This is a genomic window from Phenylobacterium sp. (assembly GCF_041691455.1).
In the GTDB taxonomy this organism is placed as follows: domain Bacteria; phylum Pseudomonadota; class Alphaproteobacteria; order Caulobacterales; family Caulobacteraceae; genus Phenylobacterium.
The window spans coordinates 184,401-209,910 of sequence record NZ_JBEPUO010000004.1; the positions used below are offsets into that span (position 1 = coordinate 184,401).

Sequence of the window (25,510 nt, forward strand, 5' to 3'; positions counted from 1 at the left end):
GCCGCCAGCGATGATCCGATGCCGCCAACGAAAAGGGGCGGAGGGGCGAGGATGGCGACTTCAAGGGACGGCGTGGCGCGGCGGGGCCTGCTGACGGCGGGCGCGGTCGGCGGGCTGATGGCGGCCGCGGGGCCGATGGGCGGCGCGGCGGCCAAGCCGGGCGGCAGCGCCAGCGGCGGCGGCGCGTCGAGGCTTTCGACCCCGCCCGAGGCGATCGTCGAGACCCGGTCCGGCAAGGTGCGCGGCGCGGTCCGCGACGGGGTCTTCACCTTCAAGGGCATCCCCTACGGCCGCGACACCGGCGGCGCGGCGCGCTTCCTGCCGGCCCAGCCTATGGCGCCGTGGACGGGCGTGCGCACGGCGCTGACCTACGGTCCCTGCTGCCCGCAGGTGGTGCGCGGCGGCTGGCGAAGCGACGAGAGCGCCTTCATCTACGACTGGGACGACGGCTATCCGGGCGAGGATTGCCTGCGCCTCAACGTCTGGTCGGCCGGGGTGACCGGCAAGGCCCGGCCGGTGATGGTCTGGATCCACGGCGGCGGTTACGAGACCGGCTCGTCCCAGGAGCTGCCAGCCTATGACGGGGAGCGGCTGGCGCGGCGCGGCGACCTGGTGTTCGTCTCCGTGAACCATCGCCTGGGCCCGTTCGGCTTCCTCGACCTGTCGCAGCTCGGCGGCGCGTCCTACGGCCTCTCCGGCAATGCCGGCCAACTCGACCTGGTGACCGCCCTGGAATGGGTCAGGGACAATATCGCGGCCTTCGGCGGCGACCCCGGCAACGTCACCATCTTCGGCCAGTCGGGCGGCGGGGCTAAGGTCTCGACCCTGATGGCCATGCCCTCGGCCAAGGGCCTCTTCCACAAGGCGATCGTCGAGAGCGGCTCGCTGCTCAACGTCGGGGACACCGCCTACACCAAACGCCTCGCCGAGGCGGTGCTGAAGGCGCTCGACATCGCGCCGGGCGATCTGGACAAGCTCGCCAAGGTCCCGCCGATGGCCCTGGTCGCGGCGGGCGATACGGCGAAGAAGGCCATGCCGGCCGGCCCCGCCGGAACCATCAACCTCGGCTGGGCGCCGGTGGTCGACGGCCATGCCATCCCGGCCCCCACCTGGGCCAAGGGCGCCCCGGCCCAGTCCGCCAAGATCCCGATGATCATCGGGACCAACCTGAACGAGCTGTCGCCCAGCCTCGGCAACGCCGCCCTGGAAGACATGGACGAAGACCGCGCCAAGGCCTCGGCCACCACCATGGGCGGGGTCTCGCCCGCCGCCTGGGCCGCCTTCCGCGCCGCCGATCCCAAGGCCAGGCCGGTGGAGATCTTCTCCCGCGTCGTCTCGGCCCGCTTCCGGGTTCCGGCCGTGGACCAGGCCCAGATGAAGGCGAGGCAGGGCGCCGCGCCGGCCTTCCTCTACCGCTTCGACTACAACCCCAAGACCGTGCTCGACGGGCGGGTCCGGGCCTTCCACTGCGCCGAGATGGCCTACGCCTTCGACAACGTCGACCGCTGCCTGAACGCCACCGGCGGCACGGCCGAGGCGCGCGCGCTCTCGGCCCGCATGGCCGACGCCTGGATCGCCTTCGCGCGCGCCGGCGATCCGAACCACAAGGGCCTGCCCCACTGGCCGGCGGTCAGCCCCACGGCCACGCCCAACATGCTGTTCGACGCGGTATGCACGGTGCGGAACGATCCGGACGGGGCGGAGCGGACGGCGCTCAAGGGCTGAGCGTTCGGAATCGAGGGGGAAAGAGAAGGCTATCCTGCGAAGTATCGGCGCCGTCCCGGCGGGCGTCGTCGTGGTCGCGACCTGGAGCCTCGGGCAGCACTGGTATGCGACCGCGCTCGTCGTGCTGTCGCTGCCGCAGACCTGGCTCGGCGCGAAGCTGGCGGCGCGTCGGGACTAGGCGGCCTCGGTGGCCTCGGCGGCCTTCGCAGCCTCGGCCAAAACATCGTTCAAGGCGTCCGCCAAGGTCTGGGCGCTGACCGGCTTGGTCAGGTGCATCTGGGCGCCGGCGGCGCGTCCGGCCTGGACGTGCTTGGGCTCACCGTTGGCCGAGACAATGATCACCGGCGTGTCGAGCCGTCCGGCTTCACGCTCCAGCCGGCGGATCTCGCGTGTCGCGGTCAGGCCGTCCATCACCGGCATCTGGATGTCCATCAGGATGGCGGCGAAATCCTGCAGGCCCACCGCGTCCACCGCCTGCTGCCCGTCTTCCACCGAGACCCATTCGACGCCGAGCGCCTCGAGAATGAGCTCCAGCACCTTGCGGTTGGTGGCGTTGTCATCGACCACGAGGACGCGCAGCGGCGCCTCGTCCGTCAGCTCATCGAGAGGGTCTTCGGCCATCGCCGGCCTTTCGGCGCCCACCGTGGGGAGGTCGAGGTCGAAGGTGAAGGTCGAGCCTTCACCCGGCCGGGAGTCGCAGCTGAGCTGGCCGCCGAGATCGGCGGTGAGCTGGCGCGCCAGGGCGAGGCCGAGGCCCGCGCCGCCGTGGCGGCGCGTCGCGCCTTCGTCGGCCTGTGAGAAGGTCTCGAACATCGCCGCCTGACGGTCTGCGTGGAAGCCGACCCCGGTGTCGGTGACCTCGATCCGATAGCGGTGCGCGGCCAGGGTCGTGAGCTTCAGGCGGATGTCGCCCCGGTCGGTGAACTTGACGGCGTTGGACAGCAGGCAGGCGAGCAGCTGGTCCAGCTTGGCCTTATCGCCGATCACCTGCACCTCGGCGTCCGCGGCGATCGCGGCGTGCAGCGTCAGGCCCTTGATCTTGGCCGAAGCCCGGTAGTCGGCCGCAAAGGCGCGCATGGCGTCGCCCAGATGGAATACCGTCTGGTCCTGTGGCCGCGCCAGGGCCTGGTGGCCGCGGGACAGGGTGAGAAGATCACCGATCAGGCTGTCCATTGTCGCGGCAGAGGCGCGGATCACGCTCACCAGGGCGCTCTGGGAGGCGTCGAGGCGCGTGCGGCCCAGGGCCTCGGCCATCCCAGCGACGCCGTTCAGCGGCGTGCGCATCTCATGGCTCATGTTGGACAGGAATAGGGTCTTGGCGCGGTCCGCGGCGTGCGCGCCCTCCAGCGCGTCGGCCAGCCGCGCCGCGGCGGCTTCCGCCTCCCGCCGCGCGGCGATCAGCTGCCAGAACGACCGGCCGCCGATCAGGAGCGAGAAGGCGACCGCGAGGCCTGAACCCGCCGCCAAGGTCCAGCGGGTCCAGAGGAACGCCCGCGCCTGTGCGGCGTCGCGCTCCGGCAGGACATCCATCAGGCTTCGGCGCAGAAGGGCGATGTCGGCGCGTATGGCGTCCATCTCGCCCTTGCCGGTCAGTTCGTCGGGCGTTGCGCGCCGGCCCGACCGGGCGCGCTCGATCGCCGGCATTGCGATCCTGTCGGTCCAGCGGCCGGCCAGCCCCTCGATGTCGGCCACGATGCGCACTTCGTTAGGGTCGTCGACGACCAGGGCCTTGAGGTTATGGATGGCGAACCCGAAGTGCAGGCGGCCGCTCTCGTAGGGCTGCAGGAAGCGAGGGTCGCCGGTGATGGCGAAGCCTCTCAGGCCGGTCTCCTGGTCGACCATCGCCTCCAGCACCGCGGCGTCCTGCGCAAGCTTGTCGCGGGTGTGGCGGCGCGCGGCGTCGGTGGTCTCAAGGTGGGCGATGTTGGCCCAGACGATCAGGGCGACGACGAAGGCCGCGGCGACCATGGCCCCGAGGCCGATCGCCAATTCCCGGAATTCCGTACGGCCGTTTGTCTGCATGGTCGACGTCCTTCGCCGCCGCAGACTAGGGCAGGGCCGTTAAGGGCGACCGCGCGCGCCCGCGGCATTACGCCACGGCCTGCGGCTAGGCGGGCCGCAGCCGCTGGCTCCGCGGCAGGCTGGCGGCGGGCACCTTGATCGCGATGCCGACGATCATCGCCTGCAGGCCGAACTCGAAGGCCTCGTCGGAAGTCGCCGGGGGATTGGGGGTCAGCTGCTCATATGACGCCCAGCCGATGGCGTAGCGTCCCAGCGCCAGCAGCGCGCCCTGGGCCTCGCGGTAGCGGAAGCCCTCGGACTGCAAGCGCCCGGTCATGGCTGGGAAGTCGAGGACTTGGCTTGTGCCGGTGAGCGTGGCGCCGGCCATCAGCCGCGCCCCGTCGCGATGGGAAAGCGCTGCGCGGCGAAGGCCGCGGGCGCCGTCCGCGAGCCACGCTTGCCAGTCATGCGGGAAGGCGTCCGGCGAAGGCAGAGCGGTCTCCCGCAGAGCCTCGGCCATGTGGTTGTACAGCTCGCGCATGTTCTTGAAGTGCCAGTAGAGCGAGGGGCCCTTCACGCCGAGCGCGGCGGCCAGCCGCCGGGTCGACAGGCCGTCCATCCCGACCTCGTCCAGGAGTTCGAGCGCCTTGTCGACAATGGTGCGCCGTTCCAGCGCCATGCGCCGATGTCTCCTGCTCGCCAGAACTCTCTAGCATTGCTAGGGTTCGCCAACCTAGACGCCAGCATGGGCGTGGGCCGGGAGGGAAATCAATGAACTGGAAAATCGGATCGGGACTGGCGGCGGTGGTTGGACTGGCCGCCGCGTGCGTTTCTGGCCAAGCGAGCGCCAAGGACCTTTTGGGGGTGGCCTGCAAGAGCCCGCCGCCGGCCCACTGTTCGGGCGAGGCCTGCCAGCCGCTGCTTGGGGACCCGGGCAACGCCACGGATCCCAAGACCGGCCGCAAGTTTTGGCTCGACTATCCCTGCGACCTGAAGCCCGGCGACAAGGTCGTCTTCATCCTCAATATCCACGGCGCGGGTTCGATCGGCCAGTGGCAGCGCCACTACTTCCCGGCCATGGACTACAAGGACAAGTACAAGCTCGTCGTCGCCACCCCGACTGCGGCGACCTCGCCGACCCGCGTCCCCGGCCAGCCCGGCGTGCGGGTCTGGGTGGCCGACGCCGACGACGCCCATCTGCAGAACATCGCCACCGCGGTGATCGACGCGGTCGGCAAACAGAACATCAAGTCCTTCTGGCTGGCCGGCCATAGCCAGGGCGGGATCACCTCGAACCGCATCGTCTGCACCGACTTCTTCAAGAGCAAGGTGGACGGCTTCCTCAGCCTCTCCGGCGGCCGCGTCGGGGGCGTGCAGATGAACCCGCGCTTCGGCCCGCCCAAGGCGGACGGCTCGCCACCCGATCCGCGTCCGGGGGCGGGGGCCATGTCGGCCGCGGCCTTGCCGGCCTGCGAGTTCAGCCACATCTACGAGACCGGCGAGCACGAGATCGTCAGCCTGCCCGAGGCCTCGGCCCTGGCCGCCCAATTCGGTTGCGCCGCCCGCGTGGAGAAGGACCTGTCCGACGACCAGCCGGGCTATGTCTGGGACTACGCGCGTCAGGGCTATCCGGTCTGGGGCATGAAGGCCCGGCCGGGGACGGCGAAGACTTGGGTCTATCCCAAGTGCAAGGACGGCCGCCTGGTGGCCGACGTGGAGCGCCTCGACAAGGGCCACACCGAGGGCCTGGAGCCGCACGTCACCGAGGCCATCGTCAAGATGATGGCCGCCGCGCCCGGCGGCAAGGTCGCCAGGGGCGGCTGACGCATCTTGGGCCGCTCGCCCGGCTTGGCGAGCGGCCCCGAAGCGTCGCAAGGTGAGGCCATGTTTCCGCGCCACCGCTTCGACGCCCTGACCGACGGGCTCTTCGGCGTGGCGATGACCCTGCTGGTGCTGGAGGTCCGGCTCCCCGACGGGGTCGAGCCGCACACCGGCGGCGAGCTGATGCGCCTGCTCGCCGGGCTGTCCCCGAAATTCTGGCCCTATGTGCTGAGCTTCGCCGTGCTCGGCGTGCGCTGGCGCGAATTGGTCCGGGCCCGCCCGGGCCATGGCGAGGTCAGCCTGCGCTACATCAACTGGGGCCTGAGCTATCTGCTGCTGGTGACGCTGGTCCCGTTCACGACCATGGTCCTGGGGCGCTTTGCGTCCCTGCCGCCCGCCATCTGGCTCTATTCGGCTAACCTGGCCGGCATGGCGATCTGCGCCTGGCGGCTCTCGGCCGCGCTGCCCGCCGCCGAGCGGGATCAGCGGGGCGATGGGGTGGTCGGCCTGGTGGTGTTCCTGGTGTCCGCTGCGCTGGCGGTCGCCTTCAGCTTCAGGGGCACGCCCTGGGCCTGCCTCGCCTTCCTGGTAAATGGCCTCACGCCATTGGTGGAGCGGATCGTCGCCGGCCGAAGGGCCAGGCTGGCCTAGGCCTGGACCGAAACCGCCGGGGCGTCGGCAGCCGCGGGCCCGGCGACGCCCTGACCGGACGCGGAATAGCTCGCGGATGCATCGGCGGCGGCCGAGACGGTGCGCGCGGCATCGTCGATGTCCTTCTCCGCGGCGTTCATCTTCGCCTGATCGTCCTTCAGCTCGGCGGGATCGGCGTGCTCGCGCTTGGCCCGATCGAGTGCCGCCTTCAGCAGCGCCTTGGCCCGGGCGGCAAGCGTCTTGGCCTCGGCGATCACCGGGTCGGGCGCCGAGAGCCCCGGCGCGGCGGTCTTCACCTTCGGCTGGGCGGGGGAGGCGGCGTCGGCCTTCGGCTCGGTGGTCGAGGTGGGCTTGGCGCCGGGGGTTGCCGGCGTCTGGGCGTCACCGGTGGCCGCCGTGGCCGGCGCGGCGTCGGTCTCAGCGCCATCGGTTGCGGCTGGGTCGGCCGGGTCCTTGGCGTCGGCGCTGGCCGCCGGAGCCTGAGGGACGGCCGGGGTCGGGGTCGGAGCTGTCGCGCCGCCGCCGGCCGCTGCGTATTCCTTGGCCGCCTCGCCGATCTCCTTGGCGATCTGGGCAGCCTGCCGGGCGACGGTCTTGGGATCGCCGCCCATCATCATCAGCATCTTCAGCCGCTCTTTCAGAGCCTCGAGCTTGGCCCGGGCGGCGTCGGTGCGGGCGGCCTTGGTGGACTGGCCGATGGTCTTCAGCTTGACCACCGCGTCGCGCATCGCCTGCAGCTTCTGGTCGGCCGCGGCCGTGTCGCTCGCGGACGGACTCTTGGACGCGGGCGGAGCCGTGGACGCGCCGCCGCCTGACGGAGGCAGGAGCGCGGTCGCTGAAGAGTTGGCCGCGGTGATCATCCCGCCATCCTCGCCGCCCAGTGGTTAAGCCTCCGTGCGCGGGCCTTTGCCGCGCCGGCTAGCGGGGTTTCCCGCCGCATGGTCTAGTCGGGCTCCGCTTCGGAGACCCGCGTGACAGATACGGCCATCAAACCCACCTCGAAAGCTTCCCGGAAAGCCGCCGCGAAGCCGGTCTTCCAACCCTTCATCCCGGCCAATGTCGTCCTGCCGGAATTGACCCTTTTCCCGCTGATCCTGGGGACCCTGCTGGGCGTGGTGTTCGGGGCATCCTCGCTCTACCTGGTGCTGAAGGTCGGCCTGACGGTTTCGGCCTCGATCCCCGTGGCGGTGATCTCGATCACTCTCTTCCGCCTCCTGCAGCGGCTGGGGATCGCCAAGGCCTCGATCCTGCAGAACAACATCGTCCAGACCGCGGGCTCGGCGGGCGAGTCCATCGCCTTCGGCCTCGGCGTCACCATGCCGGCGATCATGATCCTGGGCTTCGACATGGAGATCGCCCGGGTGATGCTGGTGGCGATCCTGGGCGGCCTGCTCGGCATCCTGATGATGATCCCGCTCAGGCGCGCCCTGATCGTCCAGCAGCACGGGATTCTGAAGTATCCCGAGGGCACCGCCTGCGCCGAGGTGCTGAAGGCCGGCGCCACGCGCGAAGAGCACGCCATGGGCCATGAGGCCAGCCACGCGCAGACCGAGGCCGAGGTCGCGCACGGCGCCAAGACCATCGTCGCGGGCTTCGGCCTGGGCCTCGTCTACAAGCTGGCCGAGGGCGCCTTCAAGCTCTGGAAGGATACGCCCGAGGCGGTGTTCGGCGCGCCGCTCGCCAAGGCCTCGATCGCCGCGGAGATCTCGCCGGAGCTCCTGGGCGTCGGCTACATCATCGGCCCGCGCATCTCCTCCACCATGGCGGCCGGCGGGGTGCTGGCGTACCTGGTGCTGATCCCGGCCATCCAGTTCTTCGGCTCGGTGGCGAGCGTCGTCATCCCGCCCGGCAAGGTCCCGATCTCGACCATGTCGCCCGGCGACATCCGCAGCGCCTACATCCTCTACATCGGCGCTGGCGCGGTCACCGCCGGCGGGCTGATCAGCCTGGTCCGCGCGCTGCCGACGATCTGGCGGGGCCTGAAGGGCGGCTTGGCCGACTTCAGCCTCAAGCGTGACCCCGGCGGGCCGGCCGAGAAGGTCCTGAGAACCGACCGCGACATCTCGCTGAAGTGGGTGGCGCTGGGCGTGGTCGGGCTGATCGGGGCGATCATGGTCGCCCACTCGCTGCAGATGAACTTCGTCGGCGCCCTCCTGATCGTCCTCTTCGGCTTCATGTTCGTCACCGTCTCCTCGCGGCTGACCGGCGAGCTCGGCTCCTCCTCCAACCCGATCTCCGGCATGACGGTGGCGACGCTGCTGCTCACCTGCCTGATCTTCCTGCTGCTCGGCTGGACGGGTCCCACCTACTACGTGACCGCGCTTTCGGTGGGCGGCATCGTCTGCATCGCGGCCTCCAACGGCGGCACGACCTCGCAGGACCTGAAGACCGGCTTCCTGGTGGGCGCGACGCCCCGGTCGCAGCAGCTCGCCATCCTGGTGGGAGCCTTCGCCTCGGCCCTGGCGCTGGGTCCGATCCTGCTGGCGCTGAACCAGGCCGCTACGGTCTATGTGCCTGTGGCGCCGGGGCCCGCCGCCCTGACGCCCGCGGCCGTCTCGACGCTACCCACCGAGGCGCTGACGGGCTCGCAGCATGTGCAGGACGCGGCGACCTATCGCGTATGGCAGAAGCCTGACCCCGCTGGCGGGGCTGCGACCCGTTACCTGGTCCGCAACGACGGGACGCTTGCCTATCTGGTCGATCCGGGCATCAACGGCCACGTGAAGGTCCGCCCGGACGGGACCACGGTCACCAAGTTCGACGCCCCGAAGGCGACCCTGATGAGCTACATCATCAAGGGCATCCTCAATCAGCAGCTGCCCTGGGCGCTGGTGCTGCTGGGCGTGATGATCGCCGTGGTGCTGGAGATGTGCGCGATCCCGTCGCTGGCCTTCGCGGTCGGGGTCTACCTGCCGATCTCCTCTTCCCTGCCGATCTTCATCGGCGGCGGCGTGCGCTGGCTGGTGGACCGCCGAAGCCGCAATCGGGCGCAGTCGGCGGACCTCACGGAGGCCGAACTGGCGGCTCAGTCCGACCGCAGTCCCGGCGTGCTGATGGCCTCCGGCTACATCGCCGGCGGCGCGATCGCGGGCATCGGCATCGCGTTCTCGGCCGGGGTGCTGGGCGCCTTCGACCGCGATATCACCAAGCTGATGACGGCGGTGAACCCGTTCCTCGGCGGCCACTATGCGGACCTGCTCTCCGTCCTGCCGTTCCTCGGCCTGATGGCGCTCCTGTTCCGGGCGGGGGCGAAGACGCCGGCCTAGGGAACAGGCGGCGGCGCGGGTGGGTTGAGGTGAAAACCTCAGAGGGAGACGCCCGTGACTGAGATCTCGTCGAGCGACCGCGACGCCGGCCGCGATCCCAAACGCCTGCCGCCGGAGGCCAAGCCGCAGCGCGGTCCAGAACACGAGAAGCTCGCCGTCTTCCTGGGCGACTGGCGCGGCAAGGGGACCGGCGGCGCGGGGTCAGACATGACCACCGTGGAGACCTATGACTGGGTCGATGGGAAGTTCTTCCTGGAGACCCACTTCGACCAGAAGGTCGGCGAGGCCTCGCACATCGGCGTCGGGACCATCGGCTACGATCCGGACACGAGGGCCTATCGCCTGCACATGGTCGACAACCTCGGCTACCACCGCGACTACGCGGTCCGAGACGACGGGAACGGCGTCTGGCGGTTCCTGGGCGAGCGCGAACGCGCCGCCCTGACCTTCAAGGGCGACGAAATGAACGTCCGCTGGGAACACCGCCCCGACGGCGGCGAGTGGGCGCCCCTCTGCGAGTTCAATTCGGTCAACGCCCGCAAGCGCGCCGTACACTGACGCCCTAGGCCGCGTGCAGCCCTGGCTTGCCGCGCTCGACCGCGAACTTCGCTCGCGTCGAGAGCTTGCCGTCGGGCCTGCTCACATGGTCCAGCACCTTGAACTCGGCCTGCCAGTGCTCGCGGCCCACGTCGTGGACGACGTAGCCCCGCTGGCTGTTGATGAACGGGCAGTGCGGGTTGTGCGCCAGGACCGCCTTGTAGCGCGGTGAGAGGTCCACGCCGTCTCCGGCGGAGGTGATCGAGGTGCCAAGGAACTCGGTGGCCAGCGCCGGGCCCTCGGTGACGCGTGTCCGCAATTCGCCGGCGAAGTTCTGGTGCTCGTCGCCGGTGGCGATCACCACATTGCCGATCTTCTGCTTCTGGATGTGGTCGAGCAGTCGTTTGCGGGCGGCGGGATAGCCCGCCCAGGAATCCATGTTCCACAGGGGCGGGTCGCCGTCGTCCTGACGCCGGTCGAGCGGCATCATCATCACCTGGTTGGCGATCAGGTTCCATCGGCGCTTGCCCTTGGCGAGGCCGCCCAGCAGCCACGCCTCTTCCTCGGCGCCCATGATGGTGCGTTTCGGATCGAGCGCCTCCGGGCAGACCGGCTTGCCGCCGTCGCCGCAGGGCTGGTCGTCGCGGAACTGGCGGGTGTCGAGGAACCAGCAGTCGAGCAGGTCGCCATAGGAGGCCTGGCGGAAGATCTGGATCGCCGTCCCGTGCGGGAAGCTGCTCCGGCGGAGCGGCATGTTCTCGTAGTAGGCCTGGGCCGAAGCCTGGCGGCGCAGGTTGAAGATTTCCGGCGGGGTGCCGTCCTGGTCGAACTGCGAGGCCCAGTTGTTGTCGGTCTCGTGGTCGTCCCAGGTGACCCACCAGGTGTGGGCGGCGTGGGCGGCCTGCATGTCCGGGTCGAGCTTGTACTGGGCGTAGCGCGCCCGGTAGTCGTCGAGGCTATAGGGCTCGTCGGCGTGGTGGACGCGGACCGGCGCGGCGCTTCCCGGCGCATGGAAGCCCGTGCCTTCGTAGATATAGTCCCCGTAGTGCCAGAAGAAGTCGACGTCCGGCTCCTCGGCGATCCGGCGATAGGCGGTGAAATACCCTGCCTCGTAGTTCTGGCAGCCGCCGGCGATGAACCGCACCCGGTCGAGCGCCGAGGCCAGCGCCGGCAGGGTGCGCGCCCGGCCCACCGTGCTCGTCGCGCCGCCGGAGGTGAAGCGGTACCAGTAGGACCGGTTGGGCATGAGGCCGCCCACCTCGACGTGCACCGAGTGGCCGAGCTCCGGCCGGGCGATCGTCTCGCCCTTGGCGAGGATCGTGGCGAAGCGCTCGTCGGCGGCGACCTCCCAGGCGACCGTGGCCTTGGTCATCCGCATGCCGGAGTGCAGCTCCAGCGGCCGGGGCGCGAGCCGGGTCCAGATCACGAAGCCGTCCGGCGACGGATCGCCCGAGGCTATGCCGAGGGTGAAGGGCGTTTCCGATACGGTCTGGGCGCGCACCAGGGCCGGAGCGGCGACCGCGGCGGCCAAGCCGCCCATCACGGCGCGGCGGCTATAGGGATTGAGCAGCATGACGTCCTCCCGGGCGGCTCGACCTTGAGGCCGGTCGATGACGCCAAGGTGACGCTAGATCACCGGGGAGACCGCGCCTAGCTGGTCGCCTTCCGCCGACCGCGGCCCGCGCCGCAGGATCAGCCACGCCACCAGGACGGTGAACAGGGCGATGCCGGCGCCGAACTCGGTGGTGAGGTAGAAGGCGCCGTTCCGATCCACCGTCGCCTGGTCGAACACCGACTGGATCAGCAGGTTGTGCGCGGCGTGCAGGAGAACCGGCGGCCAGACGCTGGCCGAGCGCAGGCGCAGCCACGCGTAGAGGAAGGAGGAGCTGATCACCATCAGGGCGAAGCAGCCGAGCTGGAACGGCACGGGGGTGCCGGCGGCCTTGTAGTCGGCGAGGATGATCAGCGGGAAATGCCACAGCGCCCAGATCACGCCGGAGATCAGCGCCGTGTTGCGGAAGCTGGTCACCTTCAGCAGTTCCGGCACGAGCAGGCCGCGCCAGCCGATCTCCTCGCCCAGCGCGCGGCTGATCTTGTCGAACAGGCCGACGGTGAGGATCAGGCCCAGCGCCGCGAACAGGCCGTTCACGTGCAGGCCGTAGGGCAGGACGGTGGACCACTGGCTGGGCGCGAAGGCGGCCAGACCCGCGCCCCAGGCGATCAGGTATGGCGGCAGGCCGTAGGCCAGCGGCATGGCGAGCGCGATCCACAGCCATTTGGGGCTGCTCACGCCCCAGCCGATGCCTGCGAGGCTGCGCTCGGTGACGAGCCGCACGATGATCGCCGACAGGGCCGGTCCGCCCCACATCAGCACGGCCGCGGCCTGACGCGAGGTGAGCCCGTGCCTATGGATGCCGAGATAGTAGCCGGGGATGCTGAGCACAGCCGTCAGCAGGCAATAGGCGACGATCTTGCCCCAGGCCGCCCGTCGGGCCGGCGCCATGGGGTCGCTCAATTGATCACCTCGGCGGCAAAGCGGTCCATCTCCTCGTACTGCGGGCTCATCTGCAGCAGCAGCAGGTCTAGGCCCGCGGCCTCGTAGGCGGCGATGCGCTCGCGGATCTGGGCCGCCGTGCCGATCAGGTTGGGGCGCAGGCCGCGGTTGGAGACGGAGTATTCGGCGATCTTCATCTCGCGTTCCAGCTGGGTGCCCGAGAGCCACTGGTCGTAGTTGCCGAAGCCGGGCGCGTTGGGATCGAGCGTGGTGATCCGGGCGACCTCCGCGCGTGCCTCCTCCTCGGTGTCGCGGACGATGGCGTAGGCGGCCATGCCGAAGCTCATCGCAGGCTTGCCGGTCGCGGCGCGGCGGGCCCGCATGTCGGCGATCTTCTCGGCGACCACCTCGACGGTGTCGCCGTGCATCACATAGGCGTCGCACTGGTTGGCGATCAGGGTCTTGGCCGCCTCGGACTCGCCGCCGGCGTAGACCACGGGCTTGCGGACCGGCTTGGGCTCGCAGATCGCGTCCTTGAGCTGATACCGCGCGCCCTCGTGGGTGAACTTCGGCTCGCGCCACAGGCCGTCGACCACGTCCAGCCACTCCGATGTGCGGCCGTAGCGGTCGTCGTGCTGGTCGAACTGCAGGCCATAGCTGGTGGCCTCTTCCTGCCACCAGGACGAGACGACATTGAGCGCCAGACGGCCGCCCGAAATGTTGTCGATATTGGCCGCCTGTTTGGCGAGCAGGGCCGGGTGATGGAAATTCGGCCTGACCGCGACCATCAGCTCCAGGGTCTCGGTGACGGCGGCCAGGGCCGCGGCCGTCGACCAGGCGTCGAGCGCCGGCTGGTCGGTCCCCTTGATGTCGTTGAGGTTCAGCTCGGCGACGAGCGTCAGGTCGTAGCCAACCTTCTCGGCCCGCTGGCAGAGCTTCTTGGTATAGTCCCAGGTGGCCGCCATGCCCTCGTCGGGGATGTTGCGCAGCCAGCCGCCGAAGACCGGGGTCCAGAACCCGTACCTCATGCCGCGGCCCTCTGGCGGGCGTCGATCTCGCGCAACAGGTAGTCGATCAGCTTGTCGTGCGGGTCCCAGCCCAGCACCTCCAGCGGCTTGGCCACGAAGTTCGACATGGCGTTCAGGTCGTAGAACTTCGCCCGGCCGTCGCGGTCGTCGATCATGTATTCGATGCCGCCCACATCGAGGCCGCTCATCTGGGCGACCCGCTCGACCGCCCGGACCATGTCGGCTGGCGGCTTGAATTCGCTGATGGTGATGGTGGGCTTGTCGACCATGCAGACGTCGGCCGGGCAGAGGTCGAAGGTCGAGCCCGCGCCGTCGAGCGCCAGGGCGTAGAGCAGCTTGCCGTCCAGCACCTCGCAACGGAGCACCCGGGCGTCGCGGGCCGGCACATACTCCTGGATCAGCGCCACCCCATCGACGCCGACCGGGGTCAGCTTGTCGGCCACCGCGGCTTCCAGTTCCTCGGCGCTGTCGTAGCGGATCATGCCGGTCCCGGAGCCGCCGACATTGACCTTCACCATCAGGGGATAGCCGATCTCGGCGGCCAGGCGCGGCACGTCTTCGCGGCGGTGGGCGACGCGGGTCCTGGGGATATCGAGCCCGGCCTTGCGGAAGAGGCTGAGCTGGCGGGCCTTGTTGGTGTCGTAGGCCAGGACGCCGGGGCCGTTGATCACGCGGGCGCCCAGCATCTCCCAGTGGTCGAGCGCGGCCAGGCTGTAGAAGAGGGCGTGCTCCTCCTGGCGCAGGAAGGACGACATGGCGAGCCGGTTCAGGATCACCGGGGCCGGCAGGCTGGCGTCCGCGGGATCGAAGGTGTGGTTCTGGATCTCGATGGGCGTCCAGTCGAGCCCGCGCCGGTCCAGCGTCCGGAACAGGGATTCGAACCACTGAGGGTGCTCGTAGAACACGGCGAGGTCGGCCAAGGCGGGAACTCCGGGCGCTTCAGGCGAGCGGCTTGGGCCGCGCCCCGACCAGATAATTCACATCGCGCGTCTTGGCATCCTCGATCGGCGGCGTCGCGATCCGCAGGCCTCGCCCGTAGATCGCAGCTCGTGAGAGCGTGTCGGACGACTCTTAGAATTCGTTGAATTTATAGACCATTTCACAGAGAAAACGGTGCATCAAATATTGGTGTTCGCGAAAATGCCGCAGGACAAATCTGGAATAGAGACCCCAGATACGTAGTAATACGTAGAGTAAACCGCTGCATACGAGACAAAATATTATCTAGATCGAGCGCTTATATAGCCGGTTCACAGCGCAGGACGCTTTGGGGAGGCGATGGTGGCGGACGGGACTGCATTGGAGGTTGGGCCGGCCGAAGAGGCCCAGGCGCCGCCCGCCATCCTGCGCATGGTCTCGGCCGGCGTCGAGGACGCGCTGCAGCGGTTCGGCGATCCGGTCCTGCTGGCCGGCGGCAAGATCAACGTCATCTCACTGGAGATCCTCGAGGCGCGTTTCGGCGCGCGGTGGGAGCTGCGCAAGGATCAGGTCTATGACTTCGCCCGCCGGGTGCTGGAGCGCGGCGTGGGATCGAGCGGCTTCTTCACCCAGGTCTCGCCGACGGACTTTTTCGTGGTCCACCCCGACGTCGGCCGCCTCGGCGGCCAGGCCGCCTGCCTGCGCTACCTGCGCGAGATCCTCAAACACTTCCTTGGCGAGGATCAGATGGCCGCCGAGGGCGTGCTGCAGGTCACCAAGATCACCAACGGCCAGCTCGAGGCCCAGCGGATGGACTCTCGCGCCGAGGTGCTGAAGGAAGGCGAAGAGGAAGAGCCGGCGCCGCTGGCTGAAGGCGCTTTGGACCAGGAAGCAGAACCGGGTTCACTTGATCGCTGGACGCCTTTCATCGCCGGCGACGGCCGTCAACTGCGGGTCACGGCCTCCCTCGAGCCGGTCTACGAGATGAAGGGCTTCACGCGCATCGGATTCCGGATGATCCGCCGGGTGATCGTGACCCGCTCGGAAGAGGAGCTGTCGGCCCAGCAGATCGGGATGCTCTCCACCGCCGACCTGCTGCGGGTCGATCTCGCTACCGTGGCGCGCGGCATCGACCGGCTTCGCGCCGAGCAGCCCGCCGAACGCCAGCTCAGCCTGGTCGTGCCGCTCTCCTACACGAGCCTCTCCAGCCAGAAGGGCCGTTCGGAGTTCGCCAAGCAGCTCAAGGAAGCCGGCGGCCTCGTGCGGCTGGGGGTGATCTGCGAGATCAGCGACGTCGACGGCGTGCCGCCGGGCGCGTTGCTGGCGGCCACCTCGCTGCTCCGCCCCTTCGCCCTCCTGGTGGTCGGCCGGCTGATACACACCGAGCCGGCGGCGATCGTCCGGCTGGAAGGCAGCGGCCTTCAGGCCGTGTCGTTCGAATGCCCGGCCGGCCTGAGCGACGCCGAGCTGATCGGCTGGGCTGGCCTGGCGATCAGGGCCGCCAAGCGGGTCGCCAAGTCGGTGATGATCTACCGCGCCAGCTCGCCGCGCCAGGCCGCCACCCTGGCCTCCCTTGGCGCGAGCCATGTGAGCATGGTCGCCGCCTGATCCGGCGCCTCTAGGGCGTCCTTACCCCGGCGATGGCGGCGAAGGCGGCGTGGACCACCTCATCGCCCACCAGCTCCGGCATCATGATGCGCTTGAGGATCAGCCCGTCGGTCATGGCGTGCAGCACCCGGACGAGCGTGTCGGCCGGCATCGGCAGTTGGTCTTCGGGGATCATTGAGCGCAGGCCCTCGGCGGTCAGCCGATAGACCTCGGCGCTGCGCGCGCTTCGAGTCGGGTCCACCCCTTACATGATTGAGATGAGCGTGGTCGCCCTGATGGGAGAACACGGCGCCTATCGACCGAACCTAACCGGCGGCATCACGCATAGGTGCTCTGATAGGCCGCCACGACCGGCCAAGAGCCATCAACCGCGCCCTTGTGACGAGCGCCAATGAACTCGATGACGTGCCGAATAACAAACGTCGATGTATCGTTGAAGCGCGTGCGAGACGTGATTTCCACGCCGGTCTGGTAGACAAACCCGGGACGCGTCATGCTACCCGGATCTAACTTTGCAGCTTCCTCCGCCAACGTCCTGTTTTCGAAGTCTAGCGGTCGAACCGTATGAGCGAAGACGTTGCGGATGCGGCGGATTACGTCGAGCTGGGCGCGCATCGCGGGCGAGACAACGCCTAGGGCTTCTGCAAGGAGGATTCGTGCCGAGAAGCTGCCAAGTGGGCTTCCGGGGTCTCGGAATATACGATCCCGATTGTCCGACGGGGCGGTGACCATGCACCAGCTAAGGGCTTGTTCCAGGAAGGTATCTAAAAACGCGGACTGGGCCAGAACCGCCTCGCGGTCGCTCATCGCCTTGATCTGCACAAAGTAGTCGTCGACCTCACCCGGCGTCGGCATTTGGCGCGTGATATCCTGCAGTGTTGGCTTCCTGGCGCCCGTCTCGAGTGATGCGCCTCTAAAGCGAGGCTTCGGCGCGATCCCTTCTGGCTTCACGGGCCTGCGTTTCCCAGGCCTTTTGCTCATGTTAGATTCCCCCATGGAACAGACACCCGAAGCGGAAGACTTCAGCGAAGAGGAAGCCGGCCGCCGCCGCCGTGACGAGGTAGTCAAGCGCATGCTCGCCACCCCGCCGCAGCCTAGGCGGCAACCGGCCAAGAAGGCGAATCCGAAGGCCTAGCTTGCATGAGCGCGACGGACTGGCCCGCAACACTCAGCATTTGGGCGAATATCGCTCAGGTCTCCACAGGCATAGTGGCGTTGGCTGGGTCGTTTTGGTTCTTCGGGCAGCGTATGCAGCGTCGCTGGCAGCTCGAAACTTACCTTGAAAAGGAACAGCAGGACGATGCTCGCAGCGATGTAGGCGGCACCGGCGCTAGAAGCGTGCTGCACCTAGCTGGACGTCTGGGAATGGCGGAGCAGCAGGTTATCGAGTCTGCAAACAGCAGTAAGCGACTGGGGCGCCTGCTTGGCACCGACGAGAACGGCAAGGTCGACCGTCTCTTCTACCAATTCAAAGCTCGTCAGAAGAAAGCTTCCCAGCCTTCCGCAGGTAAGTGAAGCGCCGGGCTTTTTGCTTCCGGCTATCGCACCCGACGCCCATTCAGCGCCGGTGTCACGCGCGCCATCATCAGGAATTGTCATCGCGGCGAAGCACGCCGAGTGAGTCACCCGGCTTAGTTCGGCTTTTGACTCTTAGGCGAACTTGGGAAAATCCGGGTCCGGGACGATCTAGCGGTCAGGCGGTTTGCATAGCCTTGCAAAGGTTGTCACCCATCGCCCGGAACAGGCGGTCGGGCGCATACCCATGATCTCAACACGCCGTTCTCTTGACCTGGCGAAACCCCTAATCACGGTCCACACTGACGCGTCGCGCGATGACATTAGCCGGCCGCCAGGCGCCGGGGGGAGGGTTTATGCAGCTTGGGTTCTCCTGGCGCGCGCTGCTGGTCGGCCTCATCTTCTGGCTTGGGACCGCCTTGGCTGCCGCAGCCTCGGACGGCCCGGCGATCAGCCTGGGCCATTCCACGGTCCCGTTGAACGGCCCCTGGACCTTTGCACTGGGCGACGATCCGCGATGGGCCAGTCCCACCTTCGATGACGGGGCCTGGGAGCGCGTCGACCTGACGCCGGCCCACGGCGCTCACGACGGCGACGTCGGCATCACGCGCTACGTTCCCGGCTGGAACGATCGCGGCCATCGCGGATACTTCGGCTACGCCTGGTATCGCCTGAGAGTCACCGTCACCGGTTCGCCCGGCGAGCCTCTGGCCCTCGCCGCACCCACCGCCGTCGACAGCGCCTACCTGCTCTACGTCGACGGCCGTCTGCTGGGCGGATCGGCCGACGTCAGCGGCGCCACGCCTGTCGCCTACAGCATCCAGCCGCGGGCCTTCGCCCTCGGAGCTCTCCCCGCCAGCGGGACGCGCACCCTGACCGTGGCGCTGCGGGTGTGGTTGGGTTCGCCGGGGTCCAAGAGCCCCGGCGTCGGCGGCCTTCACGTGGCGCCGGTCCTGGGCGACGGCGAGGGGATCGACGCTGTCGTTCAGGGCCAGTGGCTGCAGACCTTCAAGGGCTATGTGGTCGACGCCGTCGAACCGGCGCTGCTCCTGGTCCTGGCGCTCATGCTGATCGCTCCGATCGCCGCCGCGCCGCGCGATCGCGCCCGCCCCTGGCTGGCCGCGGCGCTCGTGATACTCGCTCTACTCCGCCTCCAGCAGGTCCTGCTGTTCTGGACCCAGTGGGAGAGCCAGCGCACCTACGACGTGATCCGCAACGTCATCCTGGCTCCGCTCACCCTGGGAGCCTGGACCCTGGCTTGGCGCAGCTGGTTCGCCGGCGGCCGGTCGCGGGTCTTCGCCGCCGTCGTCGCCGCGCTCACCGCCCTCTACGTCGCCGTGCAGCTGCTGGGGCGGTCCTGGTGGCCGCCCGCGCAGGCGCTCGGCTCGGTCGCCGGCGCCCATGCCGCCGCGACCTGGATTCGGCTCGCCCTGCTCGTCGCCTATCTCTGGGCGATAGGTCCGGGGGTCGCGCGGATGCGCAGCCTGACGGACGTGCTCGCGGTCCTCGCCGCCGTCCTGGCCGGCGTCGGCTTCTTCGCCGAGGAGCTCAGCAATCTCCACGTAAAGGGCATCTGGTTTCCATGGGGCGTCGGCGTCTCGCGCACCCAGTACGCCTACGCGGGCCTGATCGTGGTCCTGTTCGCCCTGATCCTGGCCGAAGTCCGGCGGGCGGCCCGCCCGGAGGCCTAGCAGCGGCCGCCCGTAGCATCGGACCCTCGTTGGTCCTCGCGTGGTCTTGGGAACCTGCGGGCGGAGGCGAATGTCCGGTTCCCGCACGTGTCCCAACTTCAGTCCCTGGCGCTAGGCAGACCTAGGTGGCGGATAGTGGTTCGTCCGCAACGGGCAGGAAGCCCGCCTTGGCTATCAGCGCCAACCCGACCCCCCGGGGCATCCGTATCTGGTGATCGTCACCGGAGGTTCAGCCGAACGAGAAGCTGGCGATCTTGCCGTCCGAGCCAAGCCCGATGCCGAACTTCAAGGCGCAGCCAGGGCCAAACTGCAGCAGGTAGTCCGACCATTTCAGACCGTTGGCGACGCGCGCGCCCTTGAAGATCACAGCGGTCGGCGCGCCGTAGCCGATGAATTGCTTGGCCTCGATCTCGCCGAGGCCCGACTTCAGCTTTGCCGCGAGATTCGGGCTGAAGGCGCCCTGCGCGTCCTCGCCGTTCTGCAGGCTGACGAAGGCGGCGCGGGCCATGGGGGTGATCGACGGATCGGCGCCCGGGCTGGGCTTTCTGGCGGCCTCGGCGATCCGCGGATAAAGGTCCTCGAAGACGATCTGGGTGAGGATCTCGCCGGGCTCCGGCGTGTCGTCGCCGTTGTTGGTGAAGGCGATCACCTGCAGGTCCTGCTTCGGGAAGTACTCGTTCGCGGTGGTGAACCCGAACGAGCCGCCGGTGTGGCCGACGCGGGGCTGGCCGTCGACGTCGTCGACGAAGAGGCCAAGCCCATAGCCCGCGTCGCCTTGCGATGTTCGGACCGAGGTCGACATCAGCCCGTAGTCGGCCTTGGAGATGACCTTGCCCGAGCGCAGCGCCGCATTCCATTTCGCGAGGTCGGCCAGGGTGGACACGACGTTGCCGGCCGCCCATCCGAAGCTCTCGCTGATCGTCGGCGACGGCTCGAGCCGCTTTTCCACATGGCGACAGCCGATTGCCATGCGCGGCAGCCGCGTCTCGTCGGCGACCGTATAGGTATCGGTCATGCCCACCGGGTCGAAGATGTGGGTCCGCATGTAGGCCTCGTAGGTCTGGCCCGAGGTGACGCTGGCGAACAGTCCGAACAGCAAAAGGTTGAGGCTCCACAGAGCTGGGAAGCAGATCTCCGATTGAGGACAAGGCGAGTTGGCGGCGTCCAGCTTGGTGGGGAGCACAACGGGCGTTCGGCGCTCGGATACGGAAGTCGGCCGTCAATGCAGGTGCTTTGCGATTTCGATGGCACGATCACGCGCCAGGATTCCACCGACTTCGTGCTGAACGCGTTGGCCGATCCGCAATGGCGTGTGCTGCAAGATGAATGGGAGGCCGGCCGGCTGTCAGGCCGCGCCTGCATGCAGGGCCAGATCGCGCTCATCCGCGGATCGCTCGCCGAGCTTGATGCGACGCTGGACGGCGTCGAGCTCGACCCAAGCTTCACCAGGTTCGTCGACTGGTGCGAGGCCAGAGGTTTTCCCCTGACCATCGCAAGCGACGGCGTCGACTACTTCATCACTCGACTTCTTGGCCGAGATGGCCTCGAGCGCCTGCCCCGCGTCGCCAACCGGCTCGAAGGTGCGCCCGGCGCGTGGTCGCTGACCTGTCCGGAAAGGCCGGCCGATTGTGAGAGCGGCTCCGGAGTCTGTAAATGCGCGACGACCGTTGGCGCCTCGGCCGACGACACCTTGATCGTCGTCGGCGATGGCCGGTCGGATTTCTGCGTTGGTCTCAAGGCCGACATCCTTTTCGCCAAGGGAGCGCTGGCGGAGTATGCGGACCGCGTTTCCAAACCCTATCTACCGTTCGACACCTTCGATGATGTGACCCGCTCGTTATCGGTCCTGGTTGGCGAGGGCCCCGTTTTGCGCCACCACACCATCTCCGCTTGAGCTGTTCCGGAGCCTTTAATGTACGACGCGCCTGCCCAGCCCCTGACCGAAGCCGAGCTTCGGGATCTCGACGCCCGGTACTGCTCGTGGGGCGATACGGTGCACTATGTCGACCAGCCGAAGTTCTTCGAGAGTTGCGACGGCTCGTACATGTACGATGCCGAGGGACGGGCCTATCTCGACCTGCAGATGTGGTACTCGACGGTCAATTTCGGGTACGCCAATCCACGTCTGAACGCCGCCGCGCGCCGTCAGCTCGACCGGCTGCCCCAGGTCGCCTCGCAGCATCTGCACCGCGAAAAGGTCGAACTCGCCGCGCTGATCGCGCGTGACGTCGAGGCGAAGTTCGGCGCCAAGGGTCGCGTCCATTTCAACGTCGGCGGCGCCCAGGCGGTCGACGACAGCCTGAAGCTGGTGCGCAACGCCTCGGGGGGCCGGACGCGGATGTTCGCCTTCCAGGGCGGCTATCACGGCCGCACCCTGGGCGCGTCCTCGATCACCTCATCCTACCGCTATCGCCGCCGTTTCGGCCACTTCGGCGACACGGCGCATTTCCTGGAATTCCCCTATGCCTTCCGCGGCCCCAAGGGGATGAGCAAGGAAGAGTACGCCGAGAAGATCATCTCCGATTTCGCTCGCCTCTTCGAAAGCGACTTCCACGCCGTCTACGACGTGAAGGCCCAAGAATCGGAATTCGCGGCGCTCTACGCCGAGCCGATCCAGGGCACAGGCGGCTACGTCATCCCCCCCAAGAACTTCTTCGCCGGCATGAAGAAGGTGCTCGACCAGCACGGCGTCCTGCTGGTGGTCGATGAGGTGCAGATGGGCATGTACCGGACCGGCAAGCTGTGGGCGATCGAGCACTTCGGGGTGAAGCCCGACGTGATGATCTTCGGCAAGGCGGTGACCAACGGGCTCAATCCGCTGGCCGGCGTCTGGGCCCGTGATGAGCTGATCAACCCGACCGTCTTTCCGCCGGGCTCCACCCATTCGACCTTCAACGCCAATCCCATGGGAACCGCCGTCGCGCTGGAGACCCTGCGAATGGCGACCGAGGGTGAGTATGAGCGGACTGTCCCGGAGAAAGGCGCCTATTTCCTGGAAGGCCTCAAGGACCTGCAGACCCGTTGGCCGCAGATCGGCGACGTGGACGGCCTGGGCCTCGCGCTACGCTGCGAGCTTTGCGAGGCCGACGGCTTCACGCCGAACAAGGCGCTGATGGACCGAATGGTCGCCGAGGGCCTGAAGGGCGACCTGGAGGCCCACGGGGAAAGGATGGGACTGATCCTCAACGTCGGCGGCTACTACAAGAACGTCATCACGCTGGCGCCGTCGCTGGACATCACGACGCAGGAGATCGATCTGGCGCTGGTGCTGCTGGAGCAACTCCTGACGCGCTGCACGCGCGGCTGATCCGTGCGGCCGCTGATCCTACAGCTCGACGACGCCCTGGATCGGCAGGACGCTCTGACAGGCCGGGTGCGCGCCGAGGGCGGGCAGGTGCTGGCGGCCCGCGATCTTGGTCCGGCGATGCGGCTCTGGTCGCGGGCCTCGACTCTGGTGGCGCTGAGGAGCCGGCTGGGCGAGATCGCCGCTCCGGCGGCCGACGGCTTGCTGGTCTTCGCCGGCTCCGGCGACTTTCATCACGTCACGCCCCTGCTGGTGGCGCGAGCCGCCGCGGCGGCGGACGAACCGGTGACAGTCCTGCATTTCGACAACCATCCGGACTGGGTGCGTCAGGCCCGGGGCCGGCATTGCGGTTCCTGGGTGGGTGAGGCCGCGCGGCTTTCCGGGGTTGCGAAGGTGATCACCATCGGCGTCTGCAGCCCGGACATCGGCCGCAAGGGGTCGCAGCGCGGCGACCTGGCCCTGATCGATGAGGACCGCCTCGACCTCTACGCCTGGCGCGCGCCGGACGGCGGCGGCGAGGTGGCTCTGGAAAGCCGCAGCTGGCCCACGATCTCGGCGATGGGTGAGGCGGCTTTCATCGCCCGGCTGGCCGCGGAAATCCCGACCCGGGCGATCTATGTGACCATCGACAAGGACGTCCTGGCCGCCGAGGGCGCCGTGACCAACTGGGACCAGGGCCAGGCCAGCGTCGACTTCCTGATCGAGGCCATCACGGCGGCCGCGTCGGGCCGCCGTGTGGTGGGCGCCGATGTGGTGGGCGATTGGTCCGCGCCGGTCTACGGCGACGGCCCGGTGGCCTGGGCTCTGAAGCGGGGCGAGGCGTTTCTGGATCAGCCACGGACGCGGCCTGAGCCGGCCGCCGCTTCGGCGCTGAACGAGGCGGTGAACCTGCGGCTGCTCGACCTCTTTTCGGGGCTGGCGTCGTGAAGGGGGCCAAGCTCGACGCGCCGCGCGACCTGAGCTTTCGGCTCAAGGGCGCAACCGGCAAGGCCGTGCTGCTTGTGCACGGCATGACCGGTGCGCCCGGCGAGATGAAGGTGCTGGCCAAGAAGCTGCATCGCCGGGGCTTCTCGGTGGCCGCGCCGATGCTCGCCGGACACGGCTTCGACGAAGCGAGCCTGCTGAAGACCGGTTGGCGCGACTGGCTGGGAACGGTGCGGACGGCCTTCGAGCAGCTGCAGGCGGATCATGACGAGGTCTATGTCGCCGGCATATGCGTCGGCGGCGCGCTGGGCGTGGCGCTGGCGGCGGAGGAGCCGAGGCTCGCGGGCACGGCGGTCTATTCCATGACCTACCGCTACGACGGCTGGAACATGAAGCGGTGGTACAGCGCCGTGACTCCGTTCATGCAGCCCTTCGCCAACCTGCCGCTGCTGCGCCGGATCAGTTTCGAGGAGCCCTATCCCTTCGGCCTGAAGGACGAGCGGCTGCGGGACGGCACGGCGGCGGCGCAGGGTGCGGTGATCATCGGCGCGCTGGACCGGCTGCCGTTAGGCTCGATGTGGGAGATGCATGACCTCGGCGAGCATATCGATCGGGTCGGGGGCCGCGTCATCCAGCCGACCCTGATCATCCACGCCCGGGATGACGACATGAGCGACCCGCGCAACGCCTATCGCCTGCAGCGCGCGCTGGCGGGGCCGACGGCGCTGCACCTGCTCGACGATTGCTACCACATGGTCCACGTCGACCGGCAGCGGGACCTGGTCGCCGACCTGACCGCCGACTATTTCGGCGCGCCGCCGGCGGCGCCTGCGCCGGTCAAACGATCCCGTGAGCCCGCCGATGCTTGAGGCGCGCGTCGTCAACTCGATCCACGAGATCGGCCGCGAGACCTGGGACGCCTGTTGCCCCGCGCGACTGGAGGGCTTCGACTACCTGGCCGCGGTCGAGGCGGCCGGGCTTGCCGGGTTCCGCTGGCGCTATGTGCTGATCAGCGAGGAGGGTCGTCCGTTGGCGGCCGCGCCGGGCTTCCTGACCGACTATTCCCTCGACACCACGCTGACCGACGCCGGCCGGCGGCTGGTGGCGGCGACCCGGCGGCTGGCGCCGCGTGCATTCACGCTCAGCCTGGCCTCGCTGGGATCTCCCTGCACCGAGAACATCTGCCTGGGGATCGCGCCGGGCGAGACCCGCCGCGCCGAGTTGATCGGCCAGCTGCTGACCGCCTTTGAAGTCGAGGCGGCGGCGCAGGGGTGCTGGCTACTGGCCCTGAAAGACGCGCCCTCCGACGACCACGATCTCGGCGAGGCCGCGCGGCGTCTGGGCTACCAGCCGACACCCGGCATGCCGGCGGCGGAGCTGGACATCGATTTCGCGGACCTCGATGGCTACCTGGCGCGGCTGAGCTACGCCACGCGCAAGGACCTGCGCCGCAAGTTGCGGAAGTCAGACCGGATCCGAGTGGAGATGCGCCACGATCTTTTCGGCCTCGAAGGCCGCGCCCTCGACCTCTACCGCCAGACGCGGGCGCGCTCCGACCTGCAGTTCGAAGACCTGACGGCGGCCTATTTCACCGGCGTGCTCGGCGCGATGGGCGATCGCGCGCTCTGTCCCTGCTATTTCCTCGGCGAGGAGTTGATCGGCTTCAATCTGTTGCTGCAGGACGGTGAGACGCTGTTGGACAAGTTCTTCTGCATGGAGACGGCGCGGGGCCCGGAGCACGACCTCTATTTCCTGAGCTGGCTCACCAACGTCGGCCTTTGCATCGATCGCGGCTTGAAGCGCTATCGAAGCGGTCAGGCGGGCTACGCCTCCAAGCTTCGGCTGGGCAGCCGGCTGGTCGGCGCCGAGATGCTGTTCCGCCATCGCAGGCCGCTGGTGAACCGCGCGCTGCGCATCGCCGCGCCCTGGTTCGCCGACGATCCCGTCCCACTCAGGGGCGCCGCATGACGGTCCATACGGCGTTTTTGAAATGTGTCTCACTTGATCTGGGCTTACCCACGATCGGG

Annotated in this window: 24 protein-coding genes; 14 read left to right on the forward strand and 10 right to left on the reverse strand. The window is 68.5% G+C overall.

The window, feature by feature from the left end; genetic code table 11:
- Positions 1-51: 51 nt before the first annotated feature.
- Positions 52-1,725: a carboxylesterase/lipase family protein gene (locus ACESMY_RS09030; protein ID WP_372784235.1), complete on the forward strand. Its 1,674-nt coding sequence runs from the start codon at positions 52-54 to the stop codon at positions 1,723-1,725.
- A 174-nt stretch (positions 1,726-1,899) separates the two neighbouring features.
- On the opposite strand, the gene ACESMY_RS09035 is transcribed toward ACESMY_RS09030, so the two are convergent.
- Together ACESMY_RS09035 and ACESMY_RS09040 are read right to left on the reverse strand one after the other, a co-directional pair.
- Positions 1,900-3,747, reverse strand: coding sequence for a response regulator (locus ACESMY_RS09035; RefSeq protein WP_372784236.1), 1,848 nt, complete (start codon positions 3,745-3,747; stop codon positions 1,900-1,902).
- 85 nt (positions 3,748-3,832) lie between these two features.
- On the reverse strand, positions 3,833-4,405 hold the full coding sequence (locus ACESMY_RS09040; RefSeq protein ID WP_372784237.1) for a TetR family transcriptional regulator: 573 nt from the start codon (positions 4,403-4,405) through the stop codon (positions 3,833-3,835).
- Positions 4,406-4,497: 92 nt separating this feature from the next.
- On the opposite strand from ACESMY_RS09040, the gene ACESMY_RS09045 reads away from it, so the two are divergent.
- A complete protein-coding gene (locus ACESMY_RS09045; RefSeq protein ID WP_372784238.1) occupies positions 4,498-5,550 on the forward strand; it encodes a hypothetical protein in 1,053 nt (350 codons plus the stop codon).
- Between the two features lie 60 nt (positions 5,551-5,610).
- The gene (locus ACESMY_RS09050; RefSeq protein WP_372784239.1) at positions 5,611-6,198 is read left to right on the forward strand and encodes a TMEM175 family protein; all 588 of its coding nucleotides are present in this window, start codon (positions 5,611-5,613) and stop codon (positions 6,196-6,198) included.
- On the opposite strand, the gene ACESMY_RS09055 is transcribed toward ACESMY_RS09050, so the two are convergent.
- Entirely contained in the window at positions 6,195-7,058 is an 864-nt protein-coding gene (locus ACESMY_RS09055) for a hypothetical protein (RefSeq protein ID WP_372784240.1), read from the reverse strand. The genes ACESMY_RS09050 and ACESMY_RS09055 overlap by 4 nt on opposite strands.
- Before the next feature lie 111 nt (positions 7,059-7,169).
- On the opposite strand from ACESMY_RS09055, the gene ACESMY_RS09060 reads away from it, so the two are divergent.
- Both ACESMY_RS09060 and ACESMY_RS09065 read left to right on the forward strand, forming a co-directional pair.
- On the forward strand, positions 7,170-9,464 hold the full coding sequence (locus ACESMY_RS09060; protein WP_372784241.1) for an OPT family oligopeptide transporter: 2,295 nt from the start codon (positions 7,170-7,172) through the stop codon (positions 9,462-9,464).
- 54 nt (positions 9,465-9,518) lie between these two features.
- Positions 9,519-10,022, forward strand: a complete 504-nt coding sequence (locus ACESMY_RS09065; RefSeq protein ID WP_372784242.1) for a DUF1579 family protein — start codon at positions 9,519-9,521, stop codon at positions 10,020-10,022.
- A 4-nt stretch (positions 10,023-10,026) separates the two neighbouring features.
- On the opposite strand, the gene ACESMY_RS09070 is transcribed toward ACESMY_RS09065, so the two are convergent.
- From ACESMY_RS09070 to ACESMY_RS09085, 4 genes are read right to left on the reverse strand one after another with little or no spacing between them, the layout of a single operon-like run.
- Positions 10,027-11,574, reverse strand: coding sequence for an alkaline phosphatase (locus ACESMY_RS09070; protein WP_372784243.1), 1,548 nt, complete (start codon positions 11,572-11,574; stop codon positions 10,027-10,029).
- Positions 11,575-11,628: 54 nt separating this feature from the next.
- Positions 11,629-12,504 carry a CPBP family intramembrane glutamic endopeptidase gene (locus tag ACESMY_RS09075; protein ID WP_372784244.1) on the reverse strand — a complete coding sequence of 292 codons (876 nt, stop codon included), beginning with the start codon at positions 12,502-12,504 and terminating at the stop codon, positions 11,629-11,631.
- A gap of 8 nt (positions 12,505-12,512) precedes the next feature.
- The gene (locus tag ACESMY_RS09080) at positions 12,513-13,523 is read right to left on the reverse strand and encodes an LLM class flavin-dependent oxidoreductase (RefSeq protein ID WP_372784245.1); all 1,011 of its coding nucleotides are present in this window, start codon (positions 13,521-13,523) and stop codon (positions 12,513-12,515) included.
- On the reverse strand, positions 13,520-14,443 hold the full coding sequence (locus ACESMY_RS09085) for a RimK family alpha-L-glutamate ligase (protein ID WP_372784246.1): 924 nt from the start codon (positions 14,441-14,443) through the stop codon (positions 13,520-13,522). Before ACESMY_RS09085 ends, ACESMY_RS09080 begins: the two co-directional genes overlap by 4 nt.
- 361 nt (positions 14,444-14,804) lie before the next feature.
- On the opposite strand from ACESMY_RS09085, the gene ACESMY_RS09090 reads away from it, so the two are divergent.
- Positions 14,805-16,049 carry a hypothetical protein gene (locus tag ACESMY_RS09090; RefSeq protein ID WP_372784247.1) on the forward strand — a complete coding sequence of 415 codons (1,245 nt, stop codon included), beginning with the start codon at positions 14,805-14,807 and terminating at the stop codon, positions 16,047-16,049.
- Between the two features lie 10 nt (positions 16,050-16,059).
- On the opposite strand, the gene ACESMY_RS09095 is transcribed toward ACESMY_RS09090, so the two are convergent.
- A complete protein-coding gene (locus ACESMY_RS09095; protein ID WP_372784248.1) occupies positions 16,060-16,290 on the reverse strand; it encodes a hypothetical protein in 231 nt (76 codons plus the stop codon).
- 77 nt (positions 16,291-16,367) lie between these two features.
- A complete protein-coding gene (locus ACESMY_RS09100; protein ID WP_372784249.1) occupies positions 16,368-16,904 on the reverse strand; it encodes a hypothetical protein in 537 nt (178 codons plus the stop codon).
- A gap of 139 nt (positions 16,905-17,043) precedes the next feature.
- On the opposite strand from ACESMY_RS09100, the gene ACESMY_RS09105 reads away from it, so the two are divergent.
- The 3 genes from ACESMY_RS09105 (at position 17,044) to ACESMY_RS09115 (ending at position 19,255) form a co-directional block, all read left to right on the forward strand.
- Positions 17,044-17,184, forward strand: coding sequence for a hypothetical protein (locus tag ACESMY_RS09105; RefSeq protein ID WP_372784250.1), 141 nt, complete (start codon positions 17,044-17,046; stop codon positions 17,182-17,184).
- A 5-nt stretch (positions 17,185-17,189) separates the two neighbouring features.
- The gene (locus tag ACESMY_RS09110) at positions 17,190-17,564 is read left to right on the forward strand and encodes a hypothetical protein (protein ID WP_372784251.1); all 375 of its coding nucleotides are present in this window, start codon (positions 17,190-17,192) and stop codon (positions 17,562-17,564) included.
- A 356-nt stretch (positions 17,565-17,920) separates the two neighbouring features.
- A complete protein-coding gene (locus tag ACESMY_RS09115; RefSeq protein ID WP_372784252.1) occupies positions 17,921-19,255 on the forward strand; it encodes a hypothetical protein in 1,335 nt (444 codons plus the stop codon).
- A 229-nt stretch (positions 19,256-19,484) separates the two neighbouring features.
- On the opposite strand, the gene ACESMY_RS09120 is transcribed toward ACESMY_RS09115, so the two are convergent.
- Positions 19,485-20,438 carry a serine hydrolase domain-containing protein gene (locus ACESMY_RS09120; protein WP_372784253.1) on the reverse strand — a complete coding sequence of 318 codons (954 nt, stop codon included), beginning with the start codon at positions 20,436-20,438 and terminating at the stop codon, positions 19,485-19,487.
- A gap of 39 nt (positions 20,439-20,477) precedes the next feature.
- On the opposite strand from ACESMY_RS09120, the gene ACESMY_RS09125 reads away from it, so the two are divergent.
- The 5 genes from ACESMY_RS09125 to ACESMY_RS09145 are packed head-to-tail and all read left to right on the forward strand — an operon-like array spanning position 20,478 to position 25,451.
- A complete protein-coding gene (locus ACESMY_RS09125; protein ID WP_372784254.1) occupies positions 20,478-21,149 on the forward strand; it encodes an MtnX-like HAD-IB family phosphatase in 672 nt (223 codons plus the stop codon).
- 18 nt (positions 21,150-21,167) lie between these two features.
- Positions 21,168-22,562 carry an aspartate aminotransferase family protein gene (locus tag ACESMY_RS09130; RefSeq protein ID WP_372784255.1) on the forward strand — a complete coding sequence of 465 codons (1,395 nt, stop codon included), beginning with the start codon at positions 21,168-21,170 and terminating at the stop codon, positions 22,560-22,562.
- Between the two features lie 3 nt (positions 22,563-22,565).
- Positions 22,566-23,486 (forward strand): arginase family protein, encoded by a 921-nt coding sequence (locus ACESMY_RS09135; protein WP_372784256.1) that lies wholly within the window; start codon positions 22,566-22,568, stop codon positions 23,484-23,486.
- Complete coding sequence (locus tag ACESMY_RS09140; protein ID WP_372784257.1) at positions 23,483-24,352, forward strand: alpha/beta hydrolase; 870 nt, start codon at positions 23,483-23,485, stop codon at positions 24,350-24,352. Before ACESMY_RS09135 ends, ACESMY_RS09140 begins: the two co-directional genes overlap by 4 nt.
- Positions 24,345-25,451, forward strand: coding sequence for a peptidogalycan biosysnthesis protein (locus tag ACESMY_RS09145; protein WP_372784258.1), 1,107 nt, complete (start codon positions 24,345-24,347; stop codon positions 25,449-25,451). The genes ACESMY_RS09140 and ACESMY_RS09145 overlap by 8 nt, the downstream gene beginning before the upstream one ends.
- Positions 25,452-25,510: the final 59 nt, after the last annotated feature.

Excerpts from the sequence above, each read along its gene's own strand:
- ACESMY_RS09030 (WP_372784235.1), top strand. The coding sequence starts at position 52 with ATGGCGACTTCAAGGGACGGCGTGGCGCGGCGGGGCCTGCTGACGGCG.
- ACESMY_RS09035 (WP_372784236.1), bottom strand. The coding sequence starts at position 3,747 with ATGCAGACAAACGGCCGTACGGAATTCCGGGAATTGGCGATCGGCCTC.
- ACESMY_RS09040 (WP_372784237.1), bottom strand. The coding sequence starts at position 4,405 with ATGGCGCTGGAACGGCGCACCATTGTCGACAAGGCGCTCGAACTCCTG.
- ACESMY_RS09045 (WP_372784238.1), top strand. The coding sequence starts at position 4,498 with ATGAACTGGAAAATCGGATCGGGACTGGCGGCGGTGGTTGGACTGGCC.
- ACESMY_RS09050 (WP_372784239.1), top strand. The coding sequence starts at position 5,611 with ATGTTTCCGCGCCACCGCTTCGACGCCCTGACCGACGGGCTCTTCGGC.
- ACESMY_RS09055 (WP_372784240.1), bottom strand. The coding sequence starts at position 7,058 with ATGATCACCGCGGCCAACTCTTCAGCGACCGCGCTCCTGCCTCCGTCA.
- ACESMY_RS09070 (WP_372784243.1), bottom strand. The coding sequence starts at position 11,574 with ATGCTGCTCAATCCCTATAGCCGCCGCGCCGTGATGGGCGGCTTGGCC.
- ACESMY_RS09075 (WP_372784244.1), bottom strand. The coding sequence starts at position 12,504 with ATGGCGCCGGCCCGACGGGCGGCCTGGGGCAAGATCGTCGCCTATTGC.
- ACESMY_RS09080 (WP_372784245.1), bottom strand. The coding sequence starts at position 13,523 with ATGAGGTACGGGTTCTGGACCCCGGTCTTCGGCGGCTGGCTGCGCAAC.
- ACESMY_RS09100 (WP_372784249.1), bottom strand. The coding sequence starts at position 16,904 with ATGCCGACGCCGGGTGAGGTCGACGACTACTTTGTGCAGATCAAGGCG.
- ACESMY_RS09105 (WP_372784250.1), top strand. The coding sequence starts at position 17,044 with ATGGAACAGACACCCGAAGCGGAAGACTTCAGCGAAGAGGAAGCCGGC.
- ACESMY_RS09110 (WP_372784251.1), top strand. The coding sequence starts at position 17,190 with ATGAGCGCGACGGACTGGCCCGCAACACTCAGCATTTGGGCGAATATC.
- ACESMY_RS09115 (WP_372784252.1), top strand. The coding sequence starts at position 17,921 with ATGCAGCTTGGGTTCTCCTGGCGCGCGCTGCTGGTCGGCCTCATCTTC.
- ACESMY_RS09125 (WP_372784254.1), top strand. The coding sequence starts at position 20,478 with ATGCAGGTGCTTTGCGATTTCGATGGCACGATCACGCGCCAGGATTCC.
- ACESMY_RS09130 (WP_372784255.1), top strand. The coding sequence starts at position 21,168 with ATGTACGACGCGCCTGCCCAGCCCCTGACCGAAGCCGAGCTTCGGGAT.
- ACESMY_RS09145 (WP_372784258.1), top strand. The coding sequence starts at position 24,345 with ATGCTTGAGGCGCGCGTCGTCAACTCGATCCACGAGATCGGCCGCGAG.